General features: G+C 36.8%; 24 protein-coding genes. 16 read left to right on the top strand and 8 right to left on the bottom strand.

Annotated elements, in window-relative coordinates; genetic code table 11:
* Window positions 1-15 precede the first annotated feature (15 nt).
* From EG346_RS10065 to EG346_RS10035, 8 genes are all read left to right on the top strand, one after another.
* Entirely contained in the window at window positions 16-735 is a 720-nt protein-coding gene (locus EG346_RS10065; RefSeq protein ID WP_123878388.1) for a DUF3108 domain-containing protein, read from the top strand.
* Between the two features lie 260 nt (window positions 736-995).
* The gene (locus tag EG346_RS25345; RefSeq protein ID WP_262487919.1) at window positions 996-1,130 is read left to right on the top strand and encodes a hypothetical protein; all 135 of its coding nucleotides are present in this window, start codon (window positions 996-998) and stop codon (window positions 1,128-1,130) included.
* Between the two features lie 174 nt (window positions 1,131-1,304).
* Window positions 1,305-1,583, top strand: a complete 279-nt coding sequence (locus EG346_RS10060; protein ID WP_034723531.1) for a co-chaperone GroES — start codon at window positions 1,305-1,307, stop codon at window positions 1,581-1,583.
* A gap of 119 nt (window positions 1,584-1,702) precedes the next feature.
* On the top strand, window positions 1,703-3,328 hold the full coding sequence (gene groL, locus EG346_RS10055) for a chaperonin GroEL (protein WP_073334217.1): 1,626 nt from the start codon (window positions 1,703-1,705) through the stop codon (window positions 3,326-3,328).
* Between the two features lie 364 nt (window positions 3,329-3,692).
* Entirely contained in the window at window positions 3,693-4,895 is a 1,203-nt protein-coding gene (locus tag EG346_RS10050) for an IS256 family transposase (protein WP_123878212.1), read from the top strand.
* A 212-nt stretch (window positions 4,896-5,107) separates the two neighbouring features.
* On the top strand, window positions 5,108-5,422 hold the full coding sequence (locus EG346_RS10045; protein WP_128124730.1) for a hypothetical protein: 315 nt from the start codon (window positions 5,108-5,110) through the stop codon (window positions 5,420-5,422).
* Between the two features lie 337 nt (window positions 5,423-5,759).
* Window positions 5,760-6,122, top strand: coding sequence for a hypothetical protein (locus EG346_RS10040; protein ID WP_123878384.1), 363 nt, complete (start codon window positions 5,760-5,762; stop codon window positions 6,120-6,122).
* A 74-nt stretch (window positions 6,123-6,196) separates the two neighbouring features.
* On the top strand, window positions 6,197-6,460 hold the full coding sequence (locus EG346_RS10035) for a hypothetical protein (RefSeq protein ID WP_123878382.1): 264 nt from the start codon (window positions 6,197-6,199) through the stop codon (window positions 6,458-6,460).
* 240 nt (window positions 6,461-6,700) lie between these two features.
* On the opposite strand, the gene EG346_RS10030 is transcribed toward EG346_RS10035, so the two are convergent.
* The 3 genes from EG346_RS10030 to EG346_RS10020 all read right to left on the bottom strand — a co-directional run bounded on the left by EG346_RS10030 (window position 6,701) and on the right by EG346_RS10020 (window position 10,528).
* On the bottom strand, window positions 6,701-7,807 hold the full coding sequence (locus EG346_RS10030) for an IS91 family transposase (RefSeq protein WP_079467321.1): 1,107 nt from the start codon (window positions 7,805-7,807) through the stop codon (window positions 6,701-6,703).
* Window positions 7,791-8,675: a tyrosine-type recombinase/integrase gene (locus tag EG346_RS10025; RefSeq protein WP_394343280.1), complete on the bottom strand. Its 885-nt coding sequence runs from the start codon at window positions 8,673-8,675 to the stop codon at window positions 7,791-7,793. The genes EG346_RS10030 and EG346_RS10025 overlap by 17 nt, the downstream gene beginning before the upstream one ends.
* Window positions 8,676-8,989: 314 nt before the next feature.
* Entirely contained in the window at window positions 8,990-10,528 is a 1,539-nt protein-coding gene (locus EG346_RS10020) for an IS1182 family transposase (RefSeq protein ID WP_034751733.1), read from the bottom strand.
* A gap of 517 nt (window positions 10,529-11,045) precedes the next feature.
* Between EG346_RS10020 and EG346_RS10015 the strand changes: the two genes are divergently transcribed.
* Window positions 11,046-12,335: a DUF2268 domain-containing putative Zn-dependent protease gene (locus EG346_RS10015; protein ID WP_123878378.1), complete on the top strand. Its 1,290-nt coding sequence runs from the start codon at window positions 11,046-11,048 to the stop codon at window positions 12,333-12,335.
* Window positions 12,336-12,569: 234 nt separating this feature from the next.
* Here EG346_RS10015 and EG346_RS10010 read toward each other — a convergent pair whose 3' ends face one another.
* Window positions 12,570-13,676, bottom strand: a complete 1,107-nt coding sequence (locus EG346_RS10010; protein ID WP_079467321.1) for an IS91 family transposase — start codon at window positions 13,674-13,676, stop codon at window positions 12,570-12,572.
* Window positions 13,660-14,544: a tyrosine-type recombinase/integrase gene (locus EG346_RS10005; RefSeq protein ID WP_394343279.1), complete on the bottom strand. Its 885-nt coding sequence runs from the start codon at window positions 14,542-14,544 to the stop codon at window positions 13,660-13,662. The genes EG346_RS10010 and EG346_RS10005 overlap by 17 nt, the downstream gene beginning before the upstream one ends.
* A gap of 571 nt (window positions 14,545-15,115) precedes the next feature.
* On the opposite strand from EG346_RS10005, the gene EG346_RS10000 reads away from it, so the two are divergent.
* The 5 genes from EG346_RS10000 to EG346_RS09980 all read left to right on the top strand — a co-directional run bounded on the left by EG346_RS10000 (window position 15,116) and on the right by EG346_RS09980 (window position 20,089).
* Window positions 15,116-15,820: a DUF4386 domain-containing protein gene (locus EG346_RS10000; RefSeq protein ID WP_123878376.1), complete on the top strand. Its 705-nt coding sequence runs from the start codon at window positions 15,116-15,118 to the stop codon at window positions 15,818-15,820.
* Between the two features lie 364 nt (window positions 15,821-16,184).
* The gene (locus EG346_RS09995) at window positions 16,185-17,003 is read left to right on the top strand and encodes a DUF5694 domain-containing protein (protein WP_123878374.1); all 819 of its coding nucleotides are present in this window, start codon (window positions 16,185-16,187) and stop codon (window positions 17,001-17,003) included.
* 211 nt (window positions 17,004-17,214) lie between these two features.
* Entirely contained in the window at window positions 17,215-18,111 is an 897-nt protein-coding gene (locus EG346_RS09990; protein WP_123878372.1) for an alpha/beta hydrolase family protein, read from the top strand.
* 284 nt (window positions 18,112-18,395) lie between these two features.
* Window positions 18,396-19,019, top strand: coding sequence for a DUF6037 family protein (locus tag EG346_RS09985; RefSeq protein WP_123878370.1), 624 nt, complete (start codon window positions 18,396-18,398; stop codon window positions 19,017-19,019).
* A gap of 155 nt (window positions 19,020-19,174) precedes the next feature.
* Entirely contained in the window at window positions 19,175-20,089 is a 915-nt protein-coding gene (locus EG346_RS09980; RefSeq protein ID WP_123878368.1) for a hypothetical protein, read from the top strand.
* A 235-nt stretch (window positions 20,090-20,324) separates the two neighbouring features.
* On the opposite strand, the gene EG346_RS09975 is transcribed toward EG346_RS09980, so the two are convergent.
* Both EG346_RS09975 and EG346_RS09970 read right to left on the bottom strand, forming a co-directional pair.
* Complete coding sequence (locus EG346_RS09975) at window positions 20,325-21,431, bottom strand: IS91 family transposase (protein ID WP_079467321.1); 1,107 nt, start codon at window positions 21,429-21,431, stop codon at window positions 20,325-20,327.
* Window positions 21,415-22,299, bottom strand: a complete 885-nt coding sequence (locus EG346_RS09970) for a tyrosine-type recombinase/integrase (RefSeq protein WP_394343279.1) — start codon at window positions 22,297-22,299, stop codon at window positions 21,415-21,417. Before EG346_RS09970 ends, EG346_RS09975 begins: the two co-directional genes overlap by 17 nt.
* A gap of 398 nt (window positions 22,300-22,697) precedes the next feature.
* On the opposite strand from EG346_RS09970, the gene EG346_RS09965 reads away from it, so the two are divergent.
* Both EG346_RS09965 and EG346_RS09960 read left to right on the top strand, forming a co-directional pair.
* Window positions 22,698-23,699 (top strand): YaaC family protein, encoded by a 1,002-nt coding sequence (locus EG346_RS09965; RefSeq protein WP_123878364.1) that lies wholly within the window; start codon window positions 22,698-22,700, stop codon window positions 23,697-23,699.
* A 246-nt stretch (window positions 23,700-23,945) separates the two neighbouring features.
* On the top strand, window positions 23,946-24,830 hold the full coding sequence (locus EG346_RS09960; protein WP_123878362.1) for a restriction endonuclease: 885 nt from the start codon (window positions 23,946-23,948) through the stop codon (window positions 24,828-24,830).
* A gap of 87 nt (window positions 24,831-24,917) precedes the next feature.
* Here EG346_RS09960 and EG346_RS09955 read toward each other — a convergent pair whose 3' ends face one another.
* The gene (locus EG346_RS09955) at window positions 24,918-25,136 is read right to left on the bottom strand and encodes a type II toxin-antitoxin system RelB family anti-toxin (protein ID WP_123878360.1); all 219 of its coding nucleotides are present in this window, start codon (window positions 25,134-25,136) and stop codon (window positions 24,918-24,920) included.
* Between the last annotated feature and the right edge of the window lie 41 nt (window positions 25,137-25,177).

The following is a 25,177-nucleotide window of genomic DNA, read 5'->3' as shown; positions in this document are numbered from 1 at the left end:
ATTGGTAAAAAAATCATGAGAACATTTCTTATCTTTTTATTAGTAAGCAGCGCTAATTTATTTTCACAAAAACTGTTCACTCCAGGCAACAGCACCATTGATTCTAAACTGATCAAAGATGAAACCTCAGAAGCAGTATGGTACGCAGAAAATGCAGGCACAAAAATAGAGATAGGAAGCATTATTACAGAACTCAAAAAATTAAACAAAACCGATCTGCTCATCAAAACGACTGTAAAGCTGAAACAGGCTCCGGATGCCAAGTGGACAGATTCTACCATTGTAAAAACAGCCAATTTCGAACCGGTCTATCATTCATCTTTTAATATGAGTAGGGATATTGTTCTGAAATCTGAAAAAAATAAAGTCACCGGATATTATCTGGACAAAAATTCTCAGAAAAAAGACCATATAGAAATGGATGCCGCAGATTATTTTGACAGCAGCAGCTATCCTATGCTGGTCCGGTTTTTACCCTTAAAAGAGAATTATACCGCAGACCTTTCTATCTTCGATTATAATCCGGATGCTAAGAAAGGACTTATTAAAGCTTACATAATGGATGTAAAGAAAACAGATTATAACGGAAAAAAAGTATGGGCTGTAAAAACAACCGATGATATAGGAGATAAAAAAAACATCGTTACTTATTATATTGATCCCGAAACCAGAAAAATTCTGAAACAGGATATAGAGATGAGTGGAAGAAAAATGACAATGGAAACCATTCAATAATGAATATACAAAGTTTACTGCAATGGTAAACTTTTTCTTTTTAATGTATTGCGGCCATCAAAAGCATCGGTTAACTCCATCTCGCAAAATAAAAGTTAAAATAATGACAATCAGAATACAAAATTCATAAATAAATCTACCAACGGTGTATTATTGAATTCTATTTTTATTTATCTTTGACTTACACTTATCAAATCAAATCGTCAAAATCCTGATTGACATTAAATGTTCAGGCACGTACAATAAACAAAATATTACTTATGAAAAATGCTAAATCATTAAGCAGAGACGCCCAAAAATCCATCATGGGAGGCGCAGCAAGAACAGTCTGTTGTGAACGCGACGACCAGGGAAAATGTACTTTATGGATCGGGCCGGGACAGCACTGCCCATAATTCAATGAATCATCAGAGTTCAATACAAAGCCGGAATCTTCCGGCTTTATCTTTTCTATTTTTCTGCCAAATTTTCACACTCGGAATTAAAATTCTGCCATTTCATCCATCAGGGCCTCATGGCATACATTTAGAGAATTATAATGGAGAATTAATTAAAAAATAAAATATATTATGTCAGTAAACTTTAAACCATTAGCAGACAGAGTTCTTATCGAGCCTATCGCTGCAGAAACTAAAACAGCTTCAGGTATTATTATTCCGGACACTGCGAAGGAAAAGCCGCAGGAAGGTACTGTAGTAGCAGTAGGTCCAGGTAAAAAAGATGAGCCTACAACTGTTCAGGTAGGTGACAAAGTTCTTTATGGAAAATATTCAGGTTCTGAATTAAAATTAGACGGAAAAGATTTCTTAATCGTTAAGGAAGGAGATCTTTTAGGAGTTATTGGGTAAAAATCTGTACGTTGTACAATGTAAAATGTACAATGTATTAATGACTGATTAAAAGTAAATATTAAAAAAGTAAATCAAGTACTTTGTACACTGTACATCGTACATTAATACAACAAACAATGGCAAAAGAAATAAAATTCGATATTGAATCTAGAGACGCTTTAAAAAGAGGGGTTGATGCATTGGCTAATGCAGTAAAAGTAACGTTAGGACCAAAAGGTAGAAATGTAGTGATCGAGAAATCTTTCGGTGCACCTCACGTAACGAAGGACGGTGTTTCTGTAGCAAAAGAAATCGAACTTGAAGACAGAGTAGAAAATATGGGAGCGCAGATGGTAAAAGAAGTGGCTTCCAAAACCAATGATATCGCAGGAGACGGTACTACTACCGCTACTGTTTTGGCACAGGCTATCGTAAGAGAAGGTCTTAAGAATGTAGCTGCAGGTGCCAACCCAATGGATTTAAAAAGAGGAATCGACAAAGCAGTAACCGCGGTTGTTGCAAGTCTTAAAGCTCAGTCTAAAGAAGTTGGAGATTCTAAAGAAATGGTGAAGCAGGTAGCTTCCGTTTCTGCTAACAACGACGAAACTATCGGATCTCTGATCGCTGAAGCTTTCGGAAAAGTAGGTAAAGAAGGGGTAATCACTGTAGAAGAAGCTAAAGGTATCGATACAACAGTAGACGTTGTAGAAGGGATGCAGTTCGACAGAGGATACCAGTCTCCTTACTTCGTGACGAACCCTGAGAAAATGGTAGCTGAAGTAGAAAACCCTTACATCCTTTTAGTAGAGAAGAAAATCTCTTCTATGAAAGAATTACTTCCGGTTCTTGAGCCTATCGCACAAAGCGGAAAATCTTTATTGATTATCTCTGAAGAAGTGGAAGGTGAAGCTTTAGCAACTTTAGTAGTAAACAAATTAAGAGGTTCTCTTAAAATTGCTGCGGTTAAAGCTCCGGGATTCGGAGACAGAAGAAAAGCAATGTTGGAAGATATCGCCATCTTAACAGGTGGACAGGTGATTTCTGAAGAGCAAGGTTTCACAATGGAAAACATCTCTTTAGATATGCTGGGAACTGCTGAGAAAGTAACGATCGATAAAGATAACACAACGATCGTAAACGGTGGTGGTGATGAAGCTAAAATCAAAGGAAGAGTAGCTCAGATCAAAGCTCAGATGGAAACGACTACTTCTGACTACGACAGAGAAAAACTACAGGAGAGATTGGCTAAATTAGCTGGTGGTGTTGCCGTACTTTACGTAGGTGCAGCTTCTGAAGTTGAAATGAAGGAGAAAAAAGACAGAGTAGATGATGCCCTTCACGCTACAAGAGCAGCAGTTGAAGAAGGTATCGTTGCAGGAGGTGGTGTTGCTTTAGTAAGAGCAATCTCAGCTTTGGAAAACCTTACAGGAATCAATTCTGATGAGACTACAGGGATCAAAATCGTTAAAAGAGCGATCGAGGAGCCATTAAGACAAATCGTTGCTAACGCAGGAGGTGAAGGTTCTGTCATCGTTGCTAAAGTAGCAGAAGGTACAGGAGACTTCGGATACAATGCTAAAACTGACGAGTATGTAAACATGCTTGAAGCAGGAATCATTGACCCTACGAAAGTAACAAGAGTTGCCCTTGAAAATGCAGCTTCTGTTTCTGGAATGCTTCTTACGACTGAGTGTGTAATCACTGAAATTAAGAGCGCTGAACCTGCTATGCCAATGGGAGGTGGAATGCCAGGAATGATGTAACGCAGCGTGTCGCTGAGACCATTTAATATACTAACCGTTCTGCTTTTGCAGGGCGGTTTTTTGTTGGATTATGGTTTTATAGTATTAAACATTGATACTGAGATTTGTATATTTGTAAAGATCAAAAAATAAAGAACATACTCTTCCAAAGCAACAAAGTTTCGTATATTTAAGAATTGTACAACATTTCATCTAAAACCCTTGGTAAAAAGAAAATCAATAAATAATGTAATGAAACTAAAAATAAAAAGGTAGTGTCTCACTAACTGTGTAAGTTGAAAAGTTATTCTGGAAAATTTTGAGCCCTTAGAGCTCAAAAAATTTTACGGAAATAACTTTTTATTATTTTTAACATTACATAGTTATGATTGACAAAGAAGATTTATTAAACAACAAGGATTTCTACAAATCCTTTAAGAATGGGGAAGATTTAACATCCTTCTTCAAAGAACTGCACAAAAAAGCCGTGGAGCATATGTTGGATGCAGAGCTGGACAGTCATCTGGATAACGAAAAGCATGGTAAAACAACTAATGGAAATTATCGAAACGGTCATGGAACCAAAAAGATAAAATCGTCTTTTGGGGAATCCGAGATTAAGGTTCCCAGAGATAGAGAAGGTAGTTTTGAGCCCGCATTAGTTCCCAAAAGGCACAACATTATCGATGGTTTAGAAAACATCATCATCTCATTCTATGCCAAAGGAATGAGCGTATCAGACATTGAGGAACAAATCCGTGAAATGTATGATTTTGAGGTTTCTACTTCTACCATATCACGAATAACCAATGCGGTTGCAAGTGAAGCAGTAAGTTGGCAGAACCGCCCGCTTGAAGATTTGTATCTCATTGTCTGGATGGATGGGATTGTTTTCAAAGTAAGGGAAAACTCCAAAGTCATTAATAAAACAGTTTATCTGGCTGTTGGATTAAGCCGTGACGGGAGAAAGGAAGTATTGGGAATGTGGCTTGGAAAAAATGAAAGCTCAGCATTCTGGATGAGTGTTCTCACAGATTTAAAAGCCCGTGGTGTGGAGGATATTCTCATCACCGCCACCGATAATTTAAACGGATTTACCCAGACGATCCGCTCTGTCTTTCCCGAATCTCAAACCCAGATTTGTGTTGTGCATCAGATCAGAAATGCCTGCAAATATGTGGTATGGAAGGACAGAAAAGAATTCTCTGCCGATATGAAGCATATTTACACCGCTCCAACAAAACAAGCAGCTGAACAAGCACTCAATGATTTTGCAGATAAATGGGAAAGTAAATATTCTTATGCTATCCAATCCTGGAGAAACAATTGGGATGAACTTACTGTATTTTTTGATTTTCCTTTAGAGATCCGAAAAATCATTTATACAACTAATTTAATTGAAAATCTAAACGGAAAAATCCGAAAATACACCAAAAACAAAATGTCTTTTCCTACTGATGATGCCGTAATGAAATCAGTGTATCTGGCATTAAAAGAAGCTACTAAAAAATGGACGATGCCTATCCAAAATTGGGGCATTGTTCTCAATCAATTTATCCTTATTTTTGAAAAAAGGCTCAGATTATAAAATCCAAGCCTAACTTTTTAACTTACACACTTTGTGGGATAGTGTCAATAAAAAATTATTTCATCGTTTTTTTTAGAGTTGTATTCACTTTCCTTTCATTCTTCCTTCCATTTATTTTTACTAAAGGAGCGTCTCAAAATATGATTTCAAAAGGTCATTATTTATGGTTCAGCTACTTTATCTTATTCTTTCTATTTACAATTTACATATTAGTGAGAAAGAATTATTATGAATTGATACTTGCCAATATTCAAAATGACAATCTCATCTATAATAACTTCTTATTAATTAAAAAGACTATCCGCCTAAAAGACATTCTTGGATATAAAAATGGGATTGATGATGATGGAAATGAATTTATAAGTCTATTCAATAATAAAAGTAAAAAAATTGCAACGTTAAAGATAAATATATATTCCAATTTGCCTGAATTTATTGAGGCTCTGGATTCTAAGAACATTGGTTATGAATTAACTTCATTTCAAAAAATGATTGAGAAGATTAAAAAACTTTTTACAAATACATAAAAAACGTCGTATAATATTATATTACAAAATGTAAATCAGCTTTAAATATGCTTCTTACCACTGAGTGCGTAATCACTGAAATTAAGAGCGCTGAACCTGCTATGCCAATGGGTGGTGGAATGCCGGGAATGATGTAACGGTCAGCGACCGAGGCAAATTAATATACTAACCGTTCTACTTTTTGTAGAGCGGTTTTTTTGTTTGTATTATGATTTTCCGTAAGAAAATAGTATATTTATATTTGATGATTGACAAATAGATAACTAAAATCAAAACAGCATTAATGCAATTATATATATTGACGCAATGCGTAAATTAGAAAGTTACCTGCAAGCGTATGACAAACATTCCACATTATTTAGGAGGATATAATATCATTAAATTAAAGCCGATAAGTTTTGGTGCTTTACAGGGTAAAACATCACATACTTGTTCAAGTTGCATTAATTTTTCAATTTTCGATTCTTGGACTCAAAGCTGGGTAAAACAAAATTTGGGTAAAACTCAACAAGCAGAATTAAATATTAACGACGAAAAAATTAAAGAAATACAGAAATGGACAGAAGCAAAGTTCGATAATCTTGCAAATCTTTTCCCAACACTCGAAGATGCAAAAGAATTTAAAAATTTATTTCTTGAAAACATTCCAGATTTGGGAATTTATAGCATTAATTTTTCCGAAATAGATGCAAATTTTTAATTGATGAATTTGCAGAAGGTTTTCATACAAATGATTACAATTACAACAACGGAGATTTTGTTTTAAGAAAAAATTTGCTGAATAAAATTCCAGAAAATTCTAATGAAAAATTTATTGGGTTTGATTTAATCGGAGTTGAATGTGATGGTTCGTTTCATAGTTTTCTATGCAATAACACAAGTGAAAATTTGAATATTCAATTCGGTTTAGAATTAAATGAATTTGAATTATATGATGAAGTTTTTGACACTCCGAAATTGAGAAAATTTTTAGGAGATGAAAATTATTTCGAACCTGTTCCCTACTATATTTGTAAAGTAAAAAAACTAATTGAATAACAACGCCTGCAGATAATAACTAAGCTTTCGTTTTGTCCGCAGGACACGAGATGAAAGCCCGTTGAACGGAAGCTCCGGGAGCTTTTTTGGCCGTCTATGGAGTTTTCGATTTTAGGATTTAGGGTAACAAAGCAGTTTTTTGGAATGACTGCTTTTTTTTGTGGCATTTGGTAGCCTTTATGAGTGGTTTTCTGCAGGTTTTTCTTCGCTGCAGCATATAAATTCCCTTACCCGCAAAGGTTATTTTGCAGACAATGGTTGGATAACGAAAAGAAATTCCGGTGGCGGACCGCGCTGCCCGAAAACAGCTATAGTGACTAAGTTTCCTTCCTTGCAACTTCGACATTTCCGGAGCAAAGTTTTCGGTTTTGCTGCAGTAACTCTGATTTTCAAATCGGATTGCAGTGCCTGCAGTTTCCCACGCTTCCAGCTGCTGCTCAGGATGCCGTAATGCCGGATCCTTACAAATCTTTTCGGTAAAATATGCATCGAAAACCTCCGGACAAACTCCGTGTTTGCAAGAGTCATTTCCTTTTTTTCGCCGCCTTTGCGGTAATCTTTGTACTCAAAACGGACCTGCTGATCCGTCACTTCTTTTATGCGGTGATTGCTGATGGCGACTTTGTGAGTGTATCTCCCCAAGTACTCGATCACCTGTTTCGGGCCGCCAAAAGGCCGCTTGGCATATACGACCCAGTTCTTGGTGAAGAGTTTCTCCATTAAATCCCGGTCAGTAATTCCACAGGCTCTTAAGGAAGTCACAAACTTTGCCCGAAAGACTTTGCTCAGCGCTTTTACTGGAAACAGAAACTTATCCGTCCTTACTTTCTTTCTCCATTTTCCCTGCATCGTGAGACCACCTCCCGGCACAATGCAGTGCAGATGCGGATGAAGGCTCAGATTTTGTCCCCATGTGTGAAGTATGGCAATCATTCCCAACTGAAGGCCTTCGGTTTTGCCGAACTGGTTTAAAGTAGCCCAGGCGGCCTCAAATAAGGCTTTGTAAATGAGTTGGGGCTGGGATATTGCTAGCCCATTCAACTCCTCCGGCAGGGTAAAAACCACATGGTAATAGCTGCAGGGCAAGAGGTCCTGTTCGCGCTTTTGGATCCATTCTTCCTTTTTGTGTCCCTGACACTGCGGACAGTGCCGGTTACGGCAGGAGTTGTAGCTGATGGAAAGATTTCCGCAACCATCACACGTATCAATATGACCACCCAAGGCAGAAGTCCGGCAGTTGGACAATGCCCTAAGCGTCTTTTCCTGATGAACGCTGAAGTTTTGGGATGATAAATTGATTTTGCGAAGAACTTCTGCTACACTCGCACCTTTACTTCGGGCCTGCATTCCTGCTGCATAAAGTAAATACCGTATCCAAAGGACTGTGCGGTTTTTGGTCCGAGAGCTGGCACACATGAAGATATTCCATTGTACTTTCAATACGCTCATGACCCAGAAGTTTCTGTACCATGATGATCGGAACGCCGTCTTCCAAAAGGTGTGTGGCATAAGAATGCCGCAACGTGTGGGTGTGAACGTCTTTGGTGATGCCGGCTTTTTTAGAAATGGTTTTTATTACCCACTGCACACCGCGCTGGCTGTAGCGGGAATCGAAATCTTTGCTGGCAGACCGTGAAGCCCCTGTGCTGAGCGCATCAATCTCTTCAATATTCCTGTTATGGTTTCCATTGAATAAATACTGAACCGGATTCTCAATACTGATGAAGGTTTTCAGTCCCCGGATCAAATGTTCCGACAAGGGAACGTAACGGTCTTTGCTCCCTTTACCCTGAACAACATGCAACATCTTCCGGTCAAAATCCAGATGCTGAAGTTCGATATTCCTTACTTCCATGCAGCGCAGTCCACAGCCGTATATCAGACCGATGAGCAGTTTATGTTTCAGGAGTTCGGCACTCTGAAGCATACGCCAGATCTCTTCCCGACTCAGGATTACAGGAAGTTTCTTCACTTTAGCAATGGTGGGAAGGTGCAGAAAACTATAAGGCAAACCCTCAGTTTTCAGCAGGAACCGAAGACCGTATACAGTATGCTTAAAATACGATTGCGAAGGGGTTCTGCTCCGCCGCTGCAGTTCAAAAAGATAATCTTTGACCTGTTCGGGATCCAACTCGGTAGGCAGGGTTTTAAAATGCAGCGCCAGGGCCGCCACATGACGGGAATAATTATCAAAGGTTCTGGGGCTCCTGCCCAGGATAGAAATATTCCGCTCAAAGCGTTGCAGCAGTTCAGCAAAACCACTAACTTCGCTCGAGGCGCGGTTCAGAATTTTGTTTACCCTTAACTCCTCCGGAGATTTTTTTTTGTAGCCATTTTAAAGATTTTTTGTTGTTTTACCAAAGTTAATAAAACAGCGAAGGGAAAAGCTACCGGAGGTTTAGTTCAACATGGGTAACCGTTGCACAACTCCTATTTTTCAAAACTTATAAATAAATATGACCTCTTTAGAAGCGATTTTAGAGAGGTTTTTGCTTTTTTGGCAGGTAGATTTTTAATATTTTGAGGCTCTTAATTCAGAGATATAACACTCGTATTTTGCAGTTTGGACAAAAACCAAGACTTTACTTTGGGAAGGTCTTGAATTTGAGCTTTGATTTTTACTTTTCGGGCAGAAAATTTCAGTAGTTTCTTTAAATTATAAGATAATGCCGCCATCAAAACATGCTTGTTGGCAGATTTTATGCCGCGAGCATTGATGCGTTTCATCGAATGATGATTGATAAGCGTGCCTAAAACAGGCTCCACCGTAGAACTCCGGCGTTTGGTGAGGTATCTTGTGTAGTTTTTATCTCTGTTCAGCTTTTCGTGCATGGCATCGTAAAGGGGTTTATGAATGCTGTCGTCAAGCTTTTTAAATTTCGTCACTTTACCACAACAAACCTCTCTAAGTGGGCATTTCCCACAATCTTTTTCGCTGCTTCGGTAGACTTTTTTTCTGTAGCCTTTAGAATCAATCGCTTCTTTTTTGAATGGTAAAAAAGCCTTGTTCCCTCCTTCTTTTGTGCATTCGTAGCGGTTTTCTGATTGGTTAAAAACAAAACCATCACGATGAGATTTGTACTGTCCAAAATTGGGGATAAAAGCATTAATACCGCGTTTTTGACAATAGCTTAAACTTTCTCCACTGCTGTAACCCGCATCGGCTAAAATTTCATCGGGTTGTAAGTGGTTTTCTTTAAAATTGGCTAAAGTCTGATCCATAATTTCATTAAAAATTGCTGAATCTTTACTCCCAGAAGTACTTCCGCAGGCTCCTGTAATCACGTGATAAGCATCGTCTACTGAAACTTGTCCAGAATAATTCAACTGTCTGGCTTTCCCTGGTTTTACAGAGATTTTTGCATCGGGATCTGTGGGAGAATAATGCGTATGGTTACTTAAAAATTTGGGCCTAATTGCGTTACCATCTTCATCTTTTCTTTCGCTTTTAGTATTACCAGGCATGCCTTTATAAGCTTCTTCTTTCCAGCTATGGTGCTGATTGACGAGTTTTTTACGCGTGGTCGTCACTTTATACTCAGAATTTTCTTCCAGTTCATTAACAAAAGCACTCGCATCGTCTAAAACTTCTTTCTCCTCCAAACTATCCATACTCGCATTGGCTTTGATGAAAGCGGAGTCTACCGCCTGACGTTTGCCTCTCACCATTCCTTTTTCTATACATAAACTCAGGATTTTCCGGAAAAGCTGAAGGAAAACATCCTCTCCCAAAAGACCTCTTGTACGAGAAATAGTGCTGTGCCAAGGAAGTTCTTCATCCAGATCATATCCTAAAAACAACCGCACATCTAAGCAATTACTACAAAAGCGAAGCAAAGCCCTGTCGCTATTGATATTATTGAGGTAACCTACCAATAAGATTTTAAAAAACACAACCGGATCAATACTTTGATGACCTTCTGTGCCGTAATATTTTTTGGTGCTTGAATATAGAAATTGAAAATCTAATTCAAAACTGATTTTTCTATAAAAATTATCCATGGGAACCAGCCGATCTAAGCTGAGTTCATAGAATAATTGTGGTGTAAAATTTTTTCGTCCCTGCATATATAAATTTACCAAAAAAACATCACAACACAAAGAGTTTTTTACTATATTTGAGTTGTGCAACAAGCACATGGGTTTGGCAATATGGTGGGTTTCGTACTTCTATGAAACATTTGTACAAGGTTTAACGACAGTAATTCTATTGAACTTTTGTGCCAAAAATCCCCGCCTTCGGCAATACCCAAACCGTTATTCTATTACCTAATAGGTTAATAAATACAAATCTCAACTTTCGTCAGAATTTTTAATCAATTCTGAAATCCAATAAATCTTTAGGTGCTACATTTAGGCCTCTACCAGCTATGCCAATGGGAGGTGGAATACCAGGAATGATATAACGGTCAGCGACCGAGGCAAATTAATATACTAACCGCTCTATTTTTATAGGGTGGTTTTATTTTGCAAAAAATCCAATGGCCTTTTTACCTGAAACTTTATTAGCAATTGTATATATTATATATTAGCGCAATTCGTAAATTTGGCTGTTAGCAAAAATTATAAAACGACAAGACAACGAATGAGAAAAATTGTATCGGCACTCATCATTTTGACATTTTTAAACCAAGCAAATGCTCAAAAAATTTTCACTTCTGACATCAATAATTTTTGGACTGCATACGACAGTATTCAAAAGGTAGAAAATAATAAAAATGAAATTCTCGAAAACCTTTTTTTGAGTAAAAAAACTGAAGGGCTAAATGCCTTTATGCAAATCAAAAAATTTGACAGTAACGATTATCTAAAAGCTTTGGAAAAGTATCCAAAGTTTTGGAACTCAATTAGGCCCAATACTTTAATTGACGCAAAAAAAATACGAACAATAAACAAAGCTTTGACGAAATTGAAAAAGCTTTATCCTAATAATTCTAAAGGAAATATTTATTATACAATTGGAACGCTAAAATCTGGTGGAACAACTAATAACGAAGATTTACTTTTAGGAATTGAAAAAATCGTTGGAAATGAAAACACAATAGTTTCAGAATTTGAAAATGAAAATCTTCAAAAAATGTTTCAATTTTCAAAGACCACAACAATTGAACAAGTTACAATTCACGAATTTGTTCATACTTTTCAGAAAGATGGCGAGATTAATGTTCTATCAAAAGCAATTAAAGAGGGTTCTTGCGATTTTGTAGCGGAATTGACTTTAAACAAAAAATTTAATTCTCATTATATTGATTTTGGATTTAAAAATTACGAACAAGTAAAATCTCAATTTAAGTCCAAAATGTTTAGTCAAAACTTCAGAGATTGGTTTTATAATAGCGATGTGAGTAAAAATCCAGATTTAGGATATTTTGTAGGCTATGTAATTTCTAAAAAATATTATGAAAACTCTAAAGACAAAAAGAAAGCCATTAAAGATATTATTGAATTAGATTTTAATAGTGAACGAGACATCGTTCAATTTTTAGAAAGATCAAAATACTTTGACGAAAAAATAAATGTTGAGCAAATAAAAGCATCTTATAAAGAAAATCAGCCAAAAGTTGTAAAAATTTTGGATTTTGAAAATGGCTTTCAAAATGTAAAATCAGACATAAAACACATTCAAATTGTATTCTCAAAACCAATGAATGACAATATTTCGATTAACTTTTCTAAAAATGGAAAGGAACATTTCCCTCTAAAAAGTATTATTGGATTGGACGAAACTAAAACCATTTTAACACTTGAAACAGGAGAATTGAAAACAGATACAGAATATGACTTTTACATAACCGACAGAGAAACAAAATCAAAAGACGAATTTTCCTTTAGTGAACAAGAATATAAAATATCATTTAAAACCGAAAAAAAATAGCTTCTGCTAATAACTAAGCTTTCGTCTTGTCCGCAGGACACGAGATGAAAGCCCGTTGAACGGAAGCTCCGGGAGCTTTTTTGGCCGTCTATGGAGTTTTCGATTTTAGGATTTAGGGTAACAAAGCAGTTTTTTGGAATGACTGCTTTTTTTTGTGGCATTTGGTAGCCTTTATGAGTGGTTTTCTGCAGGTTTTTCTTCGCTGCAGCATATAAATTCCCTTACCCGCAAAGGTTATTTTGCAGACAATGGTTGGATAACGAAAAGAAATTCCGGTGGCGGACCGCGCTGCCCGAAAACAGCTATAGTGACTAAGTTTCCTTCCTTGCAACTTCGACATTTCCGGAGCAAAGTTTTCGGTTTTGCTGCAGTAACTCTGATTTTCAAATCGGATTGCAGTGCCTGCAGTTTCCCACGCTTCCAGCTGCTGCTCAGGATGCCGTAATGCCGGATCCTTACAAATCTTTTCGGTAAAATATGCATCGAAAACCTCCGGACAAACTCCGTGTTTGCAAGAGTCATTTCCTTTTTTTCGCCGCCTTTGCGGTAATCTTTGTACTCAAAACGGACCTGCTGATCCGTCACTTCTTTTATGCGGTGATTGCTGATGGCGACTTTGTGAGTGTATCTCCCCAAGTACTCGATCACCTGTTTCGGGCCGCCAAAAGGCCGCTTGGCATATACGACCCAGTTCTTGGTGAAGAGTTTCTCCATTAAATCCCGGTCAGTAATTCCACAGGCTCTTAAGGAAGTCACAAACTTTGCCCGAAAGACTTTGCTCAGCGCTTTTACTGGAAACAGAAACTTATCCGTCCTTACTTTCTTTCTCCATTTTCCCTGCATCGTGAGACCACCTCCCGGCACAATGCAGTGCAGATGCGGATGAAGGCTCAGATTTTGTCCCCATGTGTGAAGTATGGCAATCATTCCCAACTGAAGGCCTTCGGTTTTGCCGAACTGGTTTAAAGTAGCCCAGGCGGCCTCAAATAAGGCTTTGTAAATGAGTTGGGGCTGGGATATTGCTAGCCCATTCAACTCCTCCGGCAGGGTAAAAACCACATGGTAATAGCTGCAGGGCAAGAGGTCCTGTTCGCGCTTTTGGATCCATTCTTCCTTTTTGTGTCCCTGACACTGCGGACAGTGCCGGTTACGGCAGGAGTTGTAGCTGATGGAAAGATTTCCGCAACCATCACACGTATCAATATGACCACCCAAGGCAGAAGTCCGGCAGTTGGACAATGCCCTAAGCGTCTTTTCCTGATGAACGCTGAAGTTTTGGGATGATAAATTGATTTTGCGAAGAACTTCTGCTACACTCGCACCTTTACTTCGGGCCTGCATTCCTGCTGCATAAAGTAAATACCGTATCCAAAGGACTGTGCGGTTTTTGGTCCGAGAGCTGGCACACATGAAGATATTCCATTGTACTTTCAATACGCTCATGACCCAGAAGTTTCTGTACCATGATGATCGGAACGCCGTCTTCCAAAAGGTGTGTGGCATAAGAATGCCGCAACGTGTGGGTGTGAACGTCTTTGGTGATGCCGGCTTTTTTAGAAATGGTTTTTATTACCCACTGCACACCGCGCTGGCTGTAGCGGGAATCGAAATCTTTGCTGGCAGACCGTGAAGCCCCTGTGCTGAGCGCATCAATCTCTTCAATATTCCTGTTATGGTTTCCATTGAATAAATACTGAACCGGATTCTCAATACTGATGAAGGTTTTCAGTCCCCGGATCAAATGTTCCGACAAGGGAACGTAACGGTCTTTGCTCCCTTTACCCTGAACAACATGCAACATCTTCCGGTCAAAATCCAGATGCTGAAGTTCGATATTCCTTACTTCCATGCAGCGCAGTCCACAGCCGTATATCAGACCGATGAGCAGTTTATGTTTCAGGAGTTCGGCACTCTGAAGCATACGCCAGATCTCTTCCCGGCTCAGGATCACAGGCAGTTTGTTTACTTTTGGAATGGCGGGAAGATGCAGAAAACTATAAGGCAGGCCTTCAGTTTTCAATAAAAAGCGAAGTCCATAAACGGTATGTTTAAAGTAAGTTTGGGAAGGAGTTTTCGAGCGTTGCTGCAGTTCAAAAAGATAATCTTTGACCTGTTCGGGATCCAACTCGGTAGGCAGGGTTTTAAAATGCAGCGCCAGGGCCGCCACATGACGGGAATAATTATCAAAGGTTCTGGGGCTCCTGCCCAGGATAGAAATATTCCGCTCAAAGCGTTGCAGCAGTTCAGCAAAACCACTAACTTCGCTCGAGGCGCGGTTCAGAATTTTGTTTACCCTTAACTCCTCCGGAGATTTTTTTTTGTAGCCATTTTAAAGATTTTTTGTTGTTTTACCAAAGTTAATAAAACAGCGAAGGGAAAAGCTACCGGAGGTTTAGTTCAACAAGGGTTTTGCCGCAGGCGGGCTGAATTGCAAAACTCAACGGCAGTTTTTCAATTAAATATTAGTAATAAAACCAGTTTTTGTGCTTCGATTGCCCCACCATTGCAAAGCACTGAAACATTGGCGGTAATGCGGCAGACCTATAACTTAATAAAACACGTAATGCCCAATTCGAGAAATCATTCTAAAAAAATCAAGCAATTGCGAGACAAAAAAATTGACCTTGGAATTATAGATAAAGGATTTATTAGTTTATATCACAACGAAAATGTTATGAGCAGCCAGGTAAGAAAGCAACCCTATAACACAATGTAAAGAAAAATAAATTTAACTGAAAACTATAAAAAAATGACGATGACAAACTTATACTCCCCGCAAAATGATCTCAAATAAAAATTTAGCTAGAGTTGCAGGCTTTTGCTACCTGATTGTAATAGCTACAGGATTATTTTCAGAAGTTTTCGTAAGACAGGCATTAAGAGTGTCAAACGATGCATTGGCTACTGCTCACAATATTCAGACTCATGAAATGCTTTTTCGTTGGGGTTTTGTGGCTGACCTAATCAATTTTGTAGTGGGCATCCCCACAATATTGATAATTTATCATTTCTTTAAAAAGTCAAATAAAATTATATTGCAAATCGCTTTAGCATTCGTTATTATTCAAACGGCAATTATTGCAGTCAATCTATTAAATCAAATTACACCATTGTTACTATTAGGTAATGACACTTACTTGAATACTTTTCAGCAAAACCAACTCGCAACACTTTCTCTTTTATCCTTAAATATTCAAGCACAAGGATATGGAATTGGTTTAGTATTTTTTGGATTTTATTGTATATTAATTGGATATGTAATTGTCAAAACAAATGCAATCCCAAAAATTATTGGATTAGCTTATGCAATAGCAGGAGTATGCTACTTGATAAATAATTTTACAATGTTTCTGTCAAAAGGATTTGTGAATCCGCTGTTCATTTACCTTGCAATTCCCATTTTTTTAGGAGAACTCTCTCTTTGTTTGTGGTTACTCATAAAAGGTATTGACATATCAAAATTAGAAACAAAAGATGAAAATTAATACCGCTCGCTACCACACGATTGTATCGTGTGACTTTGGCTTTTAGATTATAGTATTAAACGGTTTAATTTACACTAGTAAAACTACACGAAAGTAGTTCTGCGGTAACGGAGGCGTTAGAATGCCAGGAATGATGTGACAGTGTGTCGCTGAGACCATTTAATATATTAACCGTTCTGCTTTTTCAGGGCGGTTTTTTTGTTCCGAATAGTACAACGAAATCAAGAAAACAGAAAATCAAGAAAAGCTGCCGGCGGTACACTTCAACAGCCGTTTCACATAATTACGAATTTTGTTGTGAATTCATCTTTACGTTTCGCAAGAAGCTTTATCTTTAGCCAAAAATAAACTAACAACCTAAAGAATGACTTTCATTAAAACAATTTCCACATTTTTAATTACCCTTTTAACATTAGCCACAATTTTTGGACAAGAGTCTAAACACAAAACCAAAATCCTGTTAATCGGGACCATTCACTTCGAAACCCCTCATTTAGATACGTATGAATTAAAGACTGATGATTTTTTAGCTCCGAAAAGACAGAAGGAACTGGAAGAACTGACCGAAATTCTAAAACGGACAAATGCTGATAAAGTGATGATAGAAAAACCATTGAATCAACAAAAGAAAATTGATAGTCTGTATAATGCCTATTCCCAAAACAAGTATACATTAACCGTTTCTGAACGGGAGCAAATCGGTTTTAGATTAGCTAAAAAATTAAATTTAAAACAGATCAATTGTGTAGATAAGTTTTATGGAATGAAGCATGACAGTTTGGTTTCTGTCACGGCTAAAGAAAAAAATCAGGTATATCTGTTAAAGGAATTAGGAACTACAGCGAATAACTTAAAACTTGAATTCGATGGTGTAGTAAAACGAAATTCAATCACCGAAGTCCTGAAATATATCAACACAAAAGAACTTTTGCAGAAAAATTTATCTTTATACTTAAAATATTATGCAAAAATTGGTGCCGGAGACAATTACATTGGTGCAGAATCCGTTTCTGACTGGTATTTGAGGAATTTAGCGATTTACTCTAATATAATAACGCAAATAAATCCCAATGACAAATATGTTATCCTCATATTTGGACAAGGCCATATTCCTATCTTAAAACACCTGCTACAAAATAATGACGACTTTGAAGTGGTTGAATTAAATACCGTACTAAAATAAACTGCCTCCAACAGATAAAGTTAATATTACAAGACAAAAAAGGAATGCTTCTAACTACTTAATCAATGAATTGAAGAGCACTGAACCTATACCAATGGGAGATAGAATATCAGAAACAATGTAACAGCCTGTCACTGAGATCATTTAACATACTACCCGTTCTATTTTTGTAGGGCGGTTTTTTATTATATTTGATGAGTAACTATAACCCATGAAAACCAACTTTTTTTCTACCCTATTTATCTGGCTGTTATTAATAGCGTTACCAGAAATGGTATTTTCACAATCGGCCGGCTTTACCATTCAGGATGTCAAGTTTGAAAGTCAGGGGATCACTCTCGCAGGCTCCATTTTACAACCTAAAAACTCCTTTGCAGCAGTGGTCATTGTTCACGGATCTGATCCGGTAAAAAGAGAAATGGAATTCGCAAAACGTCTTGCCAAAGAAGGCATTGCTGTATTCACCTACGACAAACGTGGCGTTGGAGAATCTGGTGGTGTCTATGTAGGACCTTCTGTGGGCACCAATAATATTGACACGACTAATCTTACTTTATTGGCTCAGGATGCCAATGCAGCTGCAGAAACGTTTCAGACCTATCTGAAAGATAAAAAAATACCCATTGGATTAGTCGGATTTAGCCAGGCTGGATGGATCATCCCCATGGCGGCAAGCAAAAATCCACAAATTAAATTTATGGTTTTATTTAGCGGGCCTACCATTACCACGCTGGAACAACTTCGATTTCAGTTTTATACCAATGGAAACAATAGTTTTTGGGAAAATCATACAGAAGCAGATGCCATTGAACATACCAGAAATGATCCGGACAAATACCAATTTGCAGCGACTGACCCCAAAACCTATCTGAGTACCCTTTCAATTTCCGGACTTTGGCTTTTTGGTGAAAAAGACATACAGATTCCGGTAAAGTTGTGTATAGAACAATTGAACACTCTTAAAGCACAAGGAAAACCTTTCGAATATGTTTCTTTTTCTAAACTAGGGCATAATACTTCTTCCAGCAATGAGACAGCTCCTCTTGATACTGCTGTACAATGGATGAAGCAGAAAGCATTGAATAAAAAATCTAAATCTTCAAAATAAAGCATGTGTTCGTCGCTGCAGTACGATTGTATCGTGTGGCTTTGGCTTTTAGATGATATTATTAAAATGTTTAATTTATTATACTTAAACCACACGAAAGGATTCGTGCGGTAGCGGGGAATGATCAGCAACCGAGACAATGTAATATATTAACCGTTCTATTTTTATAGAGCGGTTTCTTGTGTTTTTTACTTAAATACGGTTTCCCGTAAGAAAATCATATTTTTATATTTTAACTTAGCACAGAGTATATTAAAAAGTTTTATATCTAAAATGTTTATCATATGAAAAGTGCACATATTTTACAAAATCTGAAACTACTTAAAGAAGATATGGAAGACAAAGGCTGGGTTATTGAAGCCTTTACGTTCAATTATAAAAATATAAGTTATATAGTTCTTGTTAAACTGTATGTTGAAGATGAAATAAGACCTGAATATGCACTTTTGAAACTTGAGTTTATAAAAGCAAATGATTCTGATCATACTTTGATAGTTCCAGCCAACTCAAATCAAATTATGATTACCCCTCAAATATTAAGAGAGTTCTTCAATATTAATTACTCAACAAATCTACGAGATATTTTACAGCAGTTTTATGAATATTTTTCTGGTTTTATTCCTACTCAAGTAAATCTCAATCAACCAGACTATATAAAAAAAATAATGGTTTCTTCACTATCTAAAAGTGACAGTGAAGATCCCGATAAAATATACTGTTATACAGTAAAAAGAAATCCTAACAATGAAAAAAGATCTCCGTTCAACGATAATAAAACTCAATTATTAAGACCTACATTATATGCACGATTTAAAGAAGAACGTATAATTAGCTTTTGCTATTCTTTACATCAAGAAAAACAAAAAACTGATGAAGAAATACTTTTAAATTTCGGAAAGAGAAGATAGTTGTTAGGCAATGTAAACTATTACCCTCACTACCGCACGATTCTATCGTGTGGCTTTGGCTTTTAGATTTAAACAATCTATAAAATATTGAAGATACCAAATTAAACTTAGCTTCTTTTTTTAGAAAATAATTTGTCTTTTTATAATGTAATACTATGACCGAGAAAACCTTTCAAAAAAAACCAGGATATTATAATGAATTCCCTATTTTTAGAGTAATAAATCTAATGAAGAAAAATATTGGATTACAAGATTCATGCTTACAAACTAATGAAATTGCAATATTATATTTGGAGGAACAATCTTTAGAAAGCGGAAATAATGAAATTTTCATAAAAGAATTATGTTCAAAATTCAAAGTTAGTTTGGGAATTAGAGATTTTGAACAGTTTAAATCTACACTCTATAAATCATATATATTGCAAACCTATAACCTTATAGAACCTTTTTTTAAAAATATAAATCAAACATACAGATATTATAATAATTTTGATAGAGATTGGAAAACTCAGGATGATAAAGGTAAAAATTTAGACCCTTTTAATCAACTATTAATAAATTTACCTAAAGATAAAAGCCAAGAGTTAAAAACATATCCTGAATATTTTTTATTTAATTATTACAGACTAGTTAGAAATTCAATTGCTCATTTACAAGATTCATCAAATCAACATGAAAGAACTAACGAATATTTTAATAATTATATAAAATGTAACATTGATTTTTTTAAAGATAATTATGAAATTATTGCACCTAATTCTCCAGAGAGTATAAATTTCACAGATTATATTCTATATACAAAATCAATAAAGTATTTCAGCAATATTTTAAATGATCTATGTTTTCCTTCAATACATAATCTAGTTATACTTGCTCAAAAAGATAAAAATTTACAGAGCAAACTAAACATGACCAAAACTATAAAAAGTGATGGTATGCTATTAGTAAGGATTAATACACTAAGAGGATTTTTCCATGGTCATTTTAATACAAACTATAAAAAAATTAGAGATGAATTCTGTAAAGCTTATTTAGAGGACGAAAAAGTTGACTGCTCAAAGTTTCTTTAAGCTACAGCTAATAACTAAGCTTTCGTCTTGTCCGCAGGACACGAGATGAAAGCCCGTTGAACGGAAGCTCCGGGAGCTTTTTTGGCCGTCTATGGAGTTTTCGATTTTAGGATTTAGGGTAACAAAGCAGTTTTTTGGAATGACTGCTTTTTTTTGTGGCATTTGGTAGCCTTTATGAGTGGTTTTCTGCAGGTTTTTCTTCGCTGCAGCATATAAATTCCCTTACCCGCAAAGGTTATTTTGCAGACAATGGTTGGATAACGAAAAGAAATTCCGGTGGCGGACCGCGCTGCCCGAAAACAGCTATAGTGACTAAGTTTCCTTCCTTGCAACTTCGACATTTCCGGAGCAAAGTTTTCGGTTTTGCTGCAGTAACTCTGATTTTCAAATCGGATTGCAGTGCCTGCAGTTTCCCACGCTTCCAGCTGCTGCTCAGGATGCCGTAATGCCGGATCCTTACAAATCTTTTCGGTAAAATATGCATCGAAAACCTCCGGACAAACTCCGTGTTTGCAAGAGTCATTTCCTTTTTTTCGCCGCCTTTGCGGTAATCTTTGTACTCAAAACGGACCTGCTGATCCGTCACTTCTTTTATGCGGTGATTGCTGATGGCGACTTTGTGAGTGTATCTCCCCAAGTACTCGATCACCTGTTTCGGGCCGCCAAAAGGCCGCTTGGCATATACGACCCAGTTCTTGGTGAAGAGTTTCTCCATTAAATCCCGGTCAGTAATTCCACAGGCTCTTAAGGAAGTCACAAACTTTGCCCGAAAGACTTTGCTCAGCGCTTTTACTGGAAACAGAAACTTATCCGTCCTTACTTTCTTTCTCCATTTTCCCTGCATCGTGAGACCACCTCCCGGCACAATGCAGTGCAGATGCGGATGAAGGCTCAGATTTTGTCCCCATGTGTGAAGTATGGCAATCATTCCCAACTGAAGGCCTTCGGTTTTGCCGAACTGGTTTAAAGTAGCCCAGGCGGCCTCAAATAAGGCTTTGTAAATGAGTTGGGGCTGGGATATTGCTAGCCCATTCAACTCCTCCGGCAGGGTAAAAACCACATGGTAATAGCTGCAGGGCAAGAGGTCCTGTTCGCGCTTTTGGATCCATTCTTCCTTTTTGTGTCCCTGACACTGCGGACAGTGCCGGTTACGGCAGGAGTTGTAGCTGATGGAAAGATTTCCGCAACCATCACACGTATCAATATGACCACCCAAGGCAGAAGTCCGGCAGTTGGACAATGCCCTAAGCGTCTTTTCCTGATGAACGCTGAAGTTTTGGGATGATAAATTGATTTTGCGAAGAACTTCTGCTACACTCGCACCTTTACTTCGGGCCTGCATTCCTGCTGCATAAAGTAAATACCGTATCCAAAGGACTGTGCGGTTTTTGGTCCGAGAGCTGGCACACATGAAGATATTCCATTGTACTTTCAATACGCTCATGACCCAGAAGTTTCTGTACCATGATGATCGGAACGCCGTCTTCCAAAAGGTGTGTGGCATAAGAATGCCGCAACGTGTGGGTGTGAACGTCTTTGGTGATGCCGGCTTTTTTAGAAATGGTTTTTATTACCCACTGCACACCGCGCTGGCTGTAGCGGGAATCGAAATCTTTGCTGGCAGACCGTGAAGCCCCTGTGCTGAGCGCATCAATCTCTTCAATATTCCTGTTATGGTTTCCATTGAATAAATACTGAACCGGATTCTCAATACTGATGAAGGTTTTCAGTCCCCGGATCAAATGTTCCGACAAGGGAACGTAACGGTCTTTGCTCCCTTTACCCTGAACAACATGCAACATCTTCCGGTCAAAATCCAGATGCTGAAGTTCGATATTCCTTACTTCCATGCAGCGCAGTCCACAGCCGTATATCAGACCGATGAGCAGTTTATGTTTCAGGAGTTCGGCACTCTGAAGCATACGCCAGATCTCTTCCCGGCTCAGGATCACAGGCAGTTTGTTTACTTTTGGAATGGCGGGAAGATGCAGAAAACTATAAGGCAGGCCTTCAGTTTTCAATAAAAAGCGAAGTCCATAAACGGTATGTTTAAAGTAAGTTTGGGAAGGAGTTTTCGAGCGTTGCTGCAGTTCAAAAAGATAATCTTTGACCTGTTCGGGATCCAACTCGGTAGGCAGGGTTTTAAAATGCAGCGCCAGGGCCGCCACATGACGGGAATAATTATCAAAGGTTCTGGGGCTCCTGCCCAGGATAGAAATATTCCGCTCAAAGCGTTGCAGCAGTTCAGCAAAACCACTAACTTCGCTCGAGGCGCGGTTCAGAATTTTGTTTACCCTTAACTCCTCCGGAGATTTTTTTTTGTAGCCATTTTAAAGATTTTTTGTTGTTTTACCAAAGTTAATAAAACAGCGAAGGGAAAAGCTACCGGAGGTTTAGTTCAACATTGTATTGATAAAATACGGAAAGACAATATTTCTTTACTACTTCCGTTTCTGCTTTTCAATTCCAAATTTTTTCTTTAATATAGTTTTATTGAAAAGTTACCTTTGGTGGTCCTTGAACAAAGTTCTTCAAAAATCTAAATTTGTTAATAATTTTTCCATTAGCGGTAAGCGCTTCAGAACTTAACTCTAAATAATATAAAATCATGAATGATATTTGGCATTTCTTACGTGAGTTTGAAAGTAAAGATTTGGTTAAACACTATATCAAAACCAAATTTGGTTATGAAATTAATACTTCAAAAGCAACAGAAATCACATCAGCGTTCAAGCAAGGAAGAAGTTATTTTGATTCTGTCCTCAATAGTGATATTTCTGTAAAGCCTCTATTGCAATATTATGGTATTGTTGCGCTTAGTCGGGGCTTAATATTAATTTTAAATAGAAAATCAAGAGAAAACAATATATTTCCTTCGCACGGATTAAAAATAAGTAATTGGTCAGATATATCACCTACTGGAAAGTTCGAAAATATAGTTTTGAAAACATCCTCAGGAACTTTTAAAGAACTTGTAAAAGCTACTAATAATAAGTCCTATTTTCGTGCTAAAAGCAACTACATAAATTGGCATTTAGAATATGTTATTTTAGATGAAGCATATGAATTTAGCCTCAAAGAACTTTCATATTCTTATCCTGACTTAAGAAAATCTGTGGAAGCTTGGTTAGGGGAATCAATTCCATCCTATCAATTAGAAACTTTAAAATATGCAGAGGGAAAAACAATTATTAATGCGATTGGCAAAGGGAATTTTGAAAGAATATTCCCCGAACAGTTGTACAAAAATAGAACGATTGAAGAATCTGAAAAGATTACGAAAGTCACATTCGAAAGCAATATTAATCCACATATTTCTCAAAAATGGTCTAGTTCATTTCAAGTCATCGGAGATCCATATTTAATTCCACCGTTTAATAGTACTCTCTTTCTAAATGAAATTTCAAAGATGTTTGCTACATCATTTATATTTGGTACGATTTCAAGATATTATCCAACAGCTTGGAATAATATAACTAGCGGAGTTAAAGATGATAGAATTTTACCATTCGCGATAAACTTAATGGATTTTTTGCAGGAAAAATATCCACAAATAGTTATGGATTTTATTAATTCTCCATATAATTTTGAAAATAACGCCAGTCACTAACAACCCTTTACGTAATAGCTGGTTTTTTAATTAATTTGATGTTTTTTCTTTACATGCTCCCAAGGCACGCGAAATCTCACGATTGTAGACAATTAATATAAAACAAATCCTTTAAAAAAATTATCCACTTCGGGAAATGATAAATAAGACTTTATTCCATATAAAACTATGTAAAAGCTATCGCTATATCTTGGTGGTTTTATTTTTGAATAATCCATAAATTTATATTTCAAGATATTTAAAAGTATGGAAATTTTTGAATATAATAATTTTGATAGTCCACTAAAAGTGGGTGATGATAATCCCCACAAACAAAAATGTGTTTTTTGTCAAAACGAATTAGAAGTATTTTCAATAAATGATTATTGGGATGTAGATTTAAAACAAATTTATAATTTTCATCAATTAGGAAAGAGTTGGTGTTATGAAGAAGGGATGGATGAAGATATGTGGGAACTTGATCTTTCTAGATACTCATGTGAAGTATATTTTCATCATTGTACTAAGTGCGGTTGGTGGAGAATAATAAAGGATGTGACAGTTAGTGCTAAAGTATTGCAGTTATGGCAATTTTTTTATGGTACTGTAGGTTTATTGAAAAAATTAGATTTGCATAATATTGATATTCCAATCAATGAAATTTCAAAATATCTTTTAGCTAAATATGAAGCACGATTTAGTTTACATCCAAAATTATTTGAAGATGTCACAGGACAAGTTTTTAAAAACCTCGGATACGATACAATTGTAACAGGTTATTCAAATGATGGAGGAATTGATCTCATCCTAGAAAAGGAAGGAAACCAAATTGGTGTCCAAGTTAAGAGATACAAGAGTAAAATAAAGGTTGATCAAATAAGAGAGTTAACAGGCGCTCTTTTTCTTTCTGGTATACCAAAAGGTATTTTTATTACTACATCAGATTTTCAAAGCGGAGCAAACAAGCTAATACAGAAATCAGCTAATAGAGGCTTATCCATCGAACTTATAAACTCTGAAAGATTTTATGACATTCTTAAATTGACTACTGAGTCTAAAATTGATAAAGAAAACATTCGAAATAAACTTGAACTAGTTTTAAAAAATAAATTACATAGTTATAACTGGGAGAATCCGATGAATAGCCTTTAAAAGGATACTCACACTGCGAAAAGTATTAGGAATTTTCACAATAAAATAAATTCTATAGAATATACTCCAAAGTCGTAAACTTTCGTGTCACCCCAAATCCACCAGCTCCGGCAAAGAAACGTCCAATGCATTGGCTATTTCGAGCAAAGTATAAAGGGTGGGATTTACTTTACCATTTTCCAGCTTTTCAATAGCCTGACGGTCTTTATTACACGCACGGGCAAGATCAGACTGGCTCCAGCCCTTCTGCTGACGAAGCATAACAATGTGCTTACCCAATTCTATCTTTAACTTCTCTCTGGTCATAAATCAAATGTCAGCTAATTTGTTGACAAGATTGTCATATA

It is taken from the genome of Chryseobacterium carnipullorum, from assembly GCF_003815695.1.
In the GTDB taxonomy this organism is placed as follows: domain Bacteria; phylum Bacteroidota; class Bacteroidia; order Flavobacteriales; family Weeksellaceae; genus Chryseobacterium; species Chryseobacterium carnipullorum.
Note: the sequence above shows the minus strand (reverse complement) of the source record. Positions and strands in the feature narration are given on the sequence as shown.

Bases quoted from the DNA above. Each gene is read 5' to 3' on its own strand.
- EG346_RS10065 (WP_123878388.1), top strand. From the start codon at position 16: ATGAGAACATTTCTTATCTTTTTATTAGTAAGCAGCGCTAATTTATTT.
- EG346_RS25345 (WP_262487919.1), top strand. From the start codon at position 996: ATGAAAAATGCTAAATCATTAAGCAGAGACGCCCAAAAATCCATCATG.
- EG346_RS10060 (WP_034723531.1), top strand. From the start codon at position 1,305: ATGTCAGTAAACTTTAAACCATTAGCAGACAGAGTTCTTATCGAGCCT.
- groL (WP_073334217.1), top strand. From the start codon at position 1,703: ATGGCAAAAGAAATAAAATTCGATATTGAATCTAGAGACGCTTTAAAA.
- EG346_RS10050 (WP_123878212.1), top strand. From the start codon at position 3,693: ATGATTGACAAAGAAGATTTATTAAACAACAAGGATTTCTACAAATCC.
- EG346_RS10040 (WP_123878384.1), top strand. From the start codon at position 5,760: ATGACAAACATTCCACATTATTTAGGAGGATATAATATCATTAAATTA.
- EG346_RS10030 (WP_079467321.1), bottom strand. From the start codon at position 7,807: ATGCAGGCCCGAAGTAAAGGTGCGAGTGTAGCAGAAGTTCTTCGCAAA.
- EG346_RS10020 (WP_034751733.1), bottom strand. From the start codon at position 10,528: ATGCAGGGACGAAAAAATTTTACACCACAATTATTCTATGAACTCAGC.
- EG346_RS10015 (WP_123878378.1), top strand. From the start codon at position 11,046: ATGAGAAAAATTGTATCGGCACTCATCATTTTGACATTTTTAAACCAA.
- EG346_RS10010 (WP_079467321.1), bottom strand. From the start codon at position 13,676: ATGCAGGCCCGAAGTAAAGGTGCGAGTGTAGCAGAAGTTCTTCGCAAA.
- EG346_RS10000 (WP_123878376.1), top strand. From the start codon at position 15,116: ATGATCTCAAATAAAAATTTAGCTAGAGTTGCAGGCTTTTGCTACCTG.
- EG346_RS09995 (WP_123878374.1), top strand. From the start codon at position 16,185: ATGACTTTCATTAAAACAATTTCCACATTTTTAATTACCCTTTTAACA.
- EG346_RS09990 (WP_123878372.1), top strand. From the start codon at position 17,215: ATGAAAACCAACTTTTTTTCTACCCTATTTATCTGGCTGTTATTAATA.
- EG346_RS09985 (WP_123878370.1), top strand. From the start codon at position 18,396: ATGAAAAGTGCACATATTTTACAAAATCTGAAACTACTTAAAGAAGAT.
- EG346_RS09980 (WP_123878368.1), top strand. From the start codon at position 19,175: ATGACCGAGAAAACCTTTCAAAAAAAACCAGGATATTATAATGAATTC.
- EG346_RS09975 (WP_079467321.1), bottom strand. From the start codon at position 21,431: ATGCAGGCCCGAAGTAAAGGTGCGAGTGTAGCAGAAGTTCTTCGCAAA.
- EG346_RS09965 (WP_123878364.1), top strand. From the start codon at position 22,698: ATGAATGATATTTGGCATTTCTTACGTGAGTTTGAAAGTAAAGATTTG.
- EG346_RS09960 (WP_123878362.1), top strand. From the start codon at position 23,946: ATGGAAATTTTTGAATATAATAATTTTGATAGTCCACTAAAAGTGGGT.
- EG346_RS09955 (WP_123878360.1), bottom strand. From the start codon at position 25,136: ATGACCAGAGAGAAGTTAAAGATAGAATTGGGTAAGCACATTGTTATG.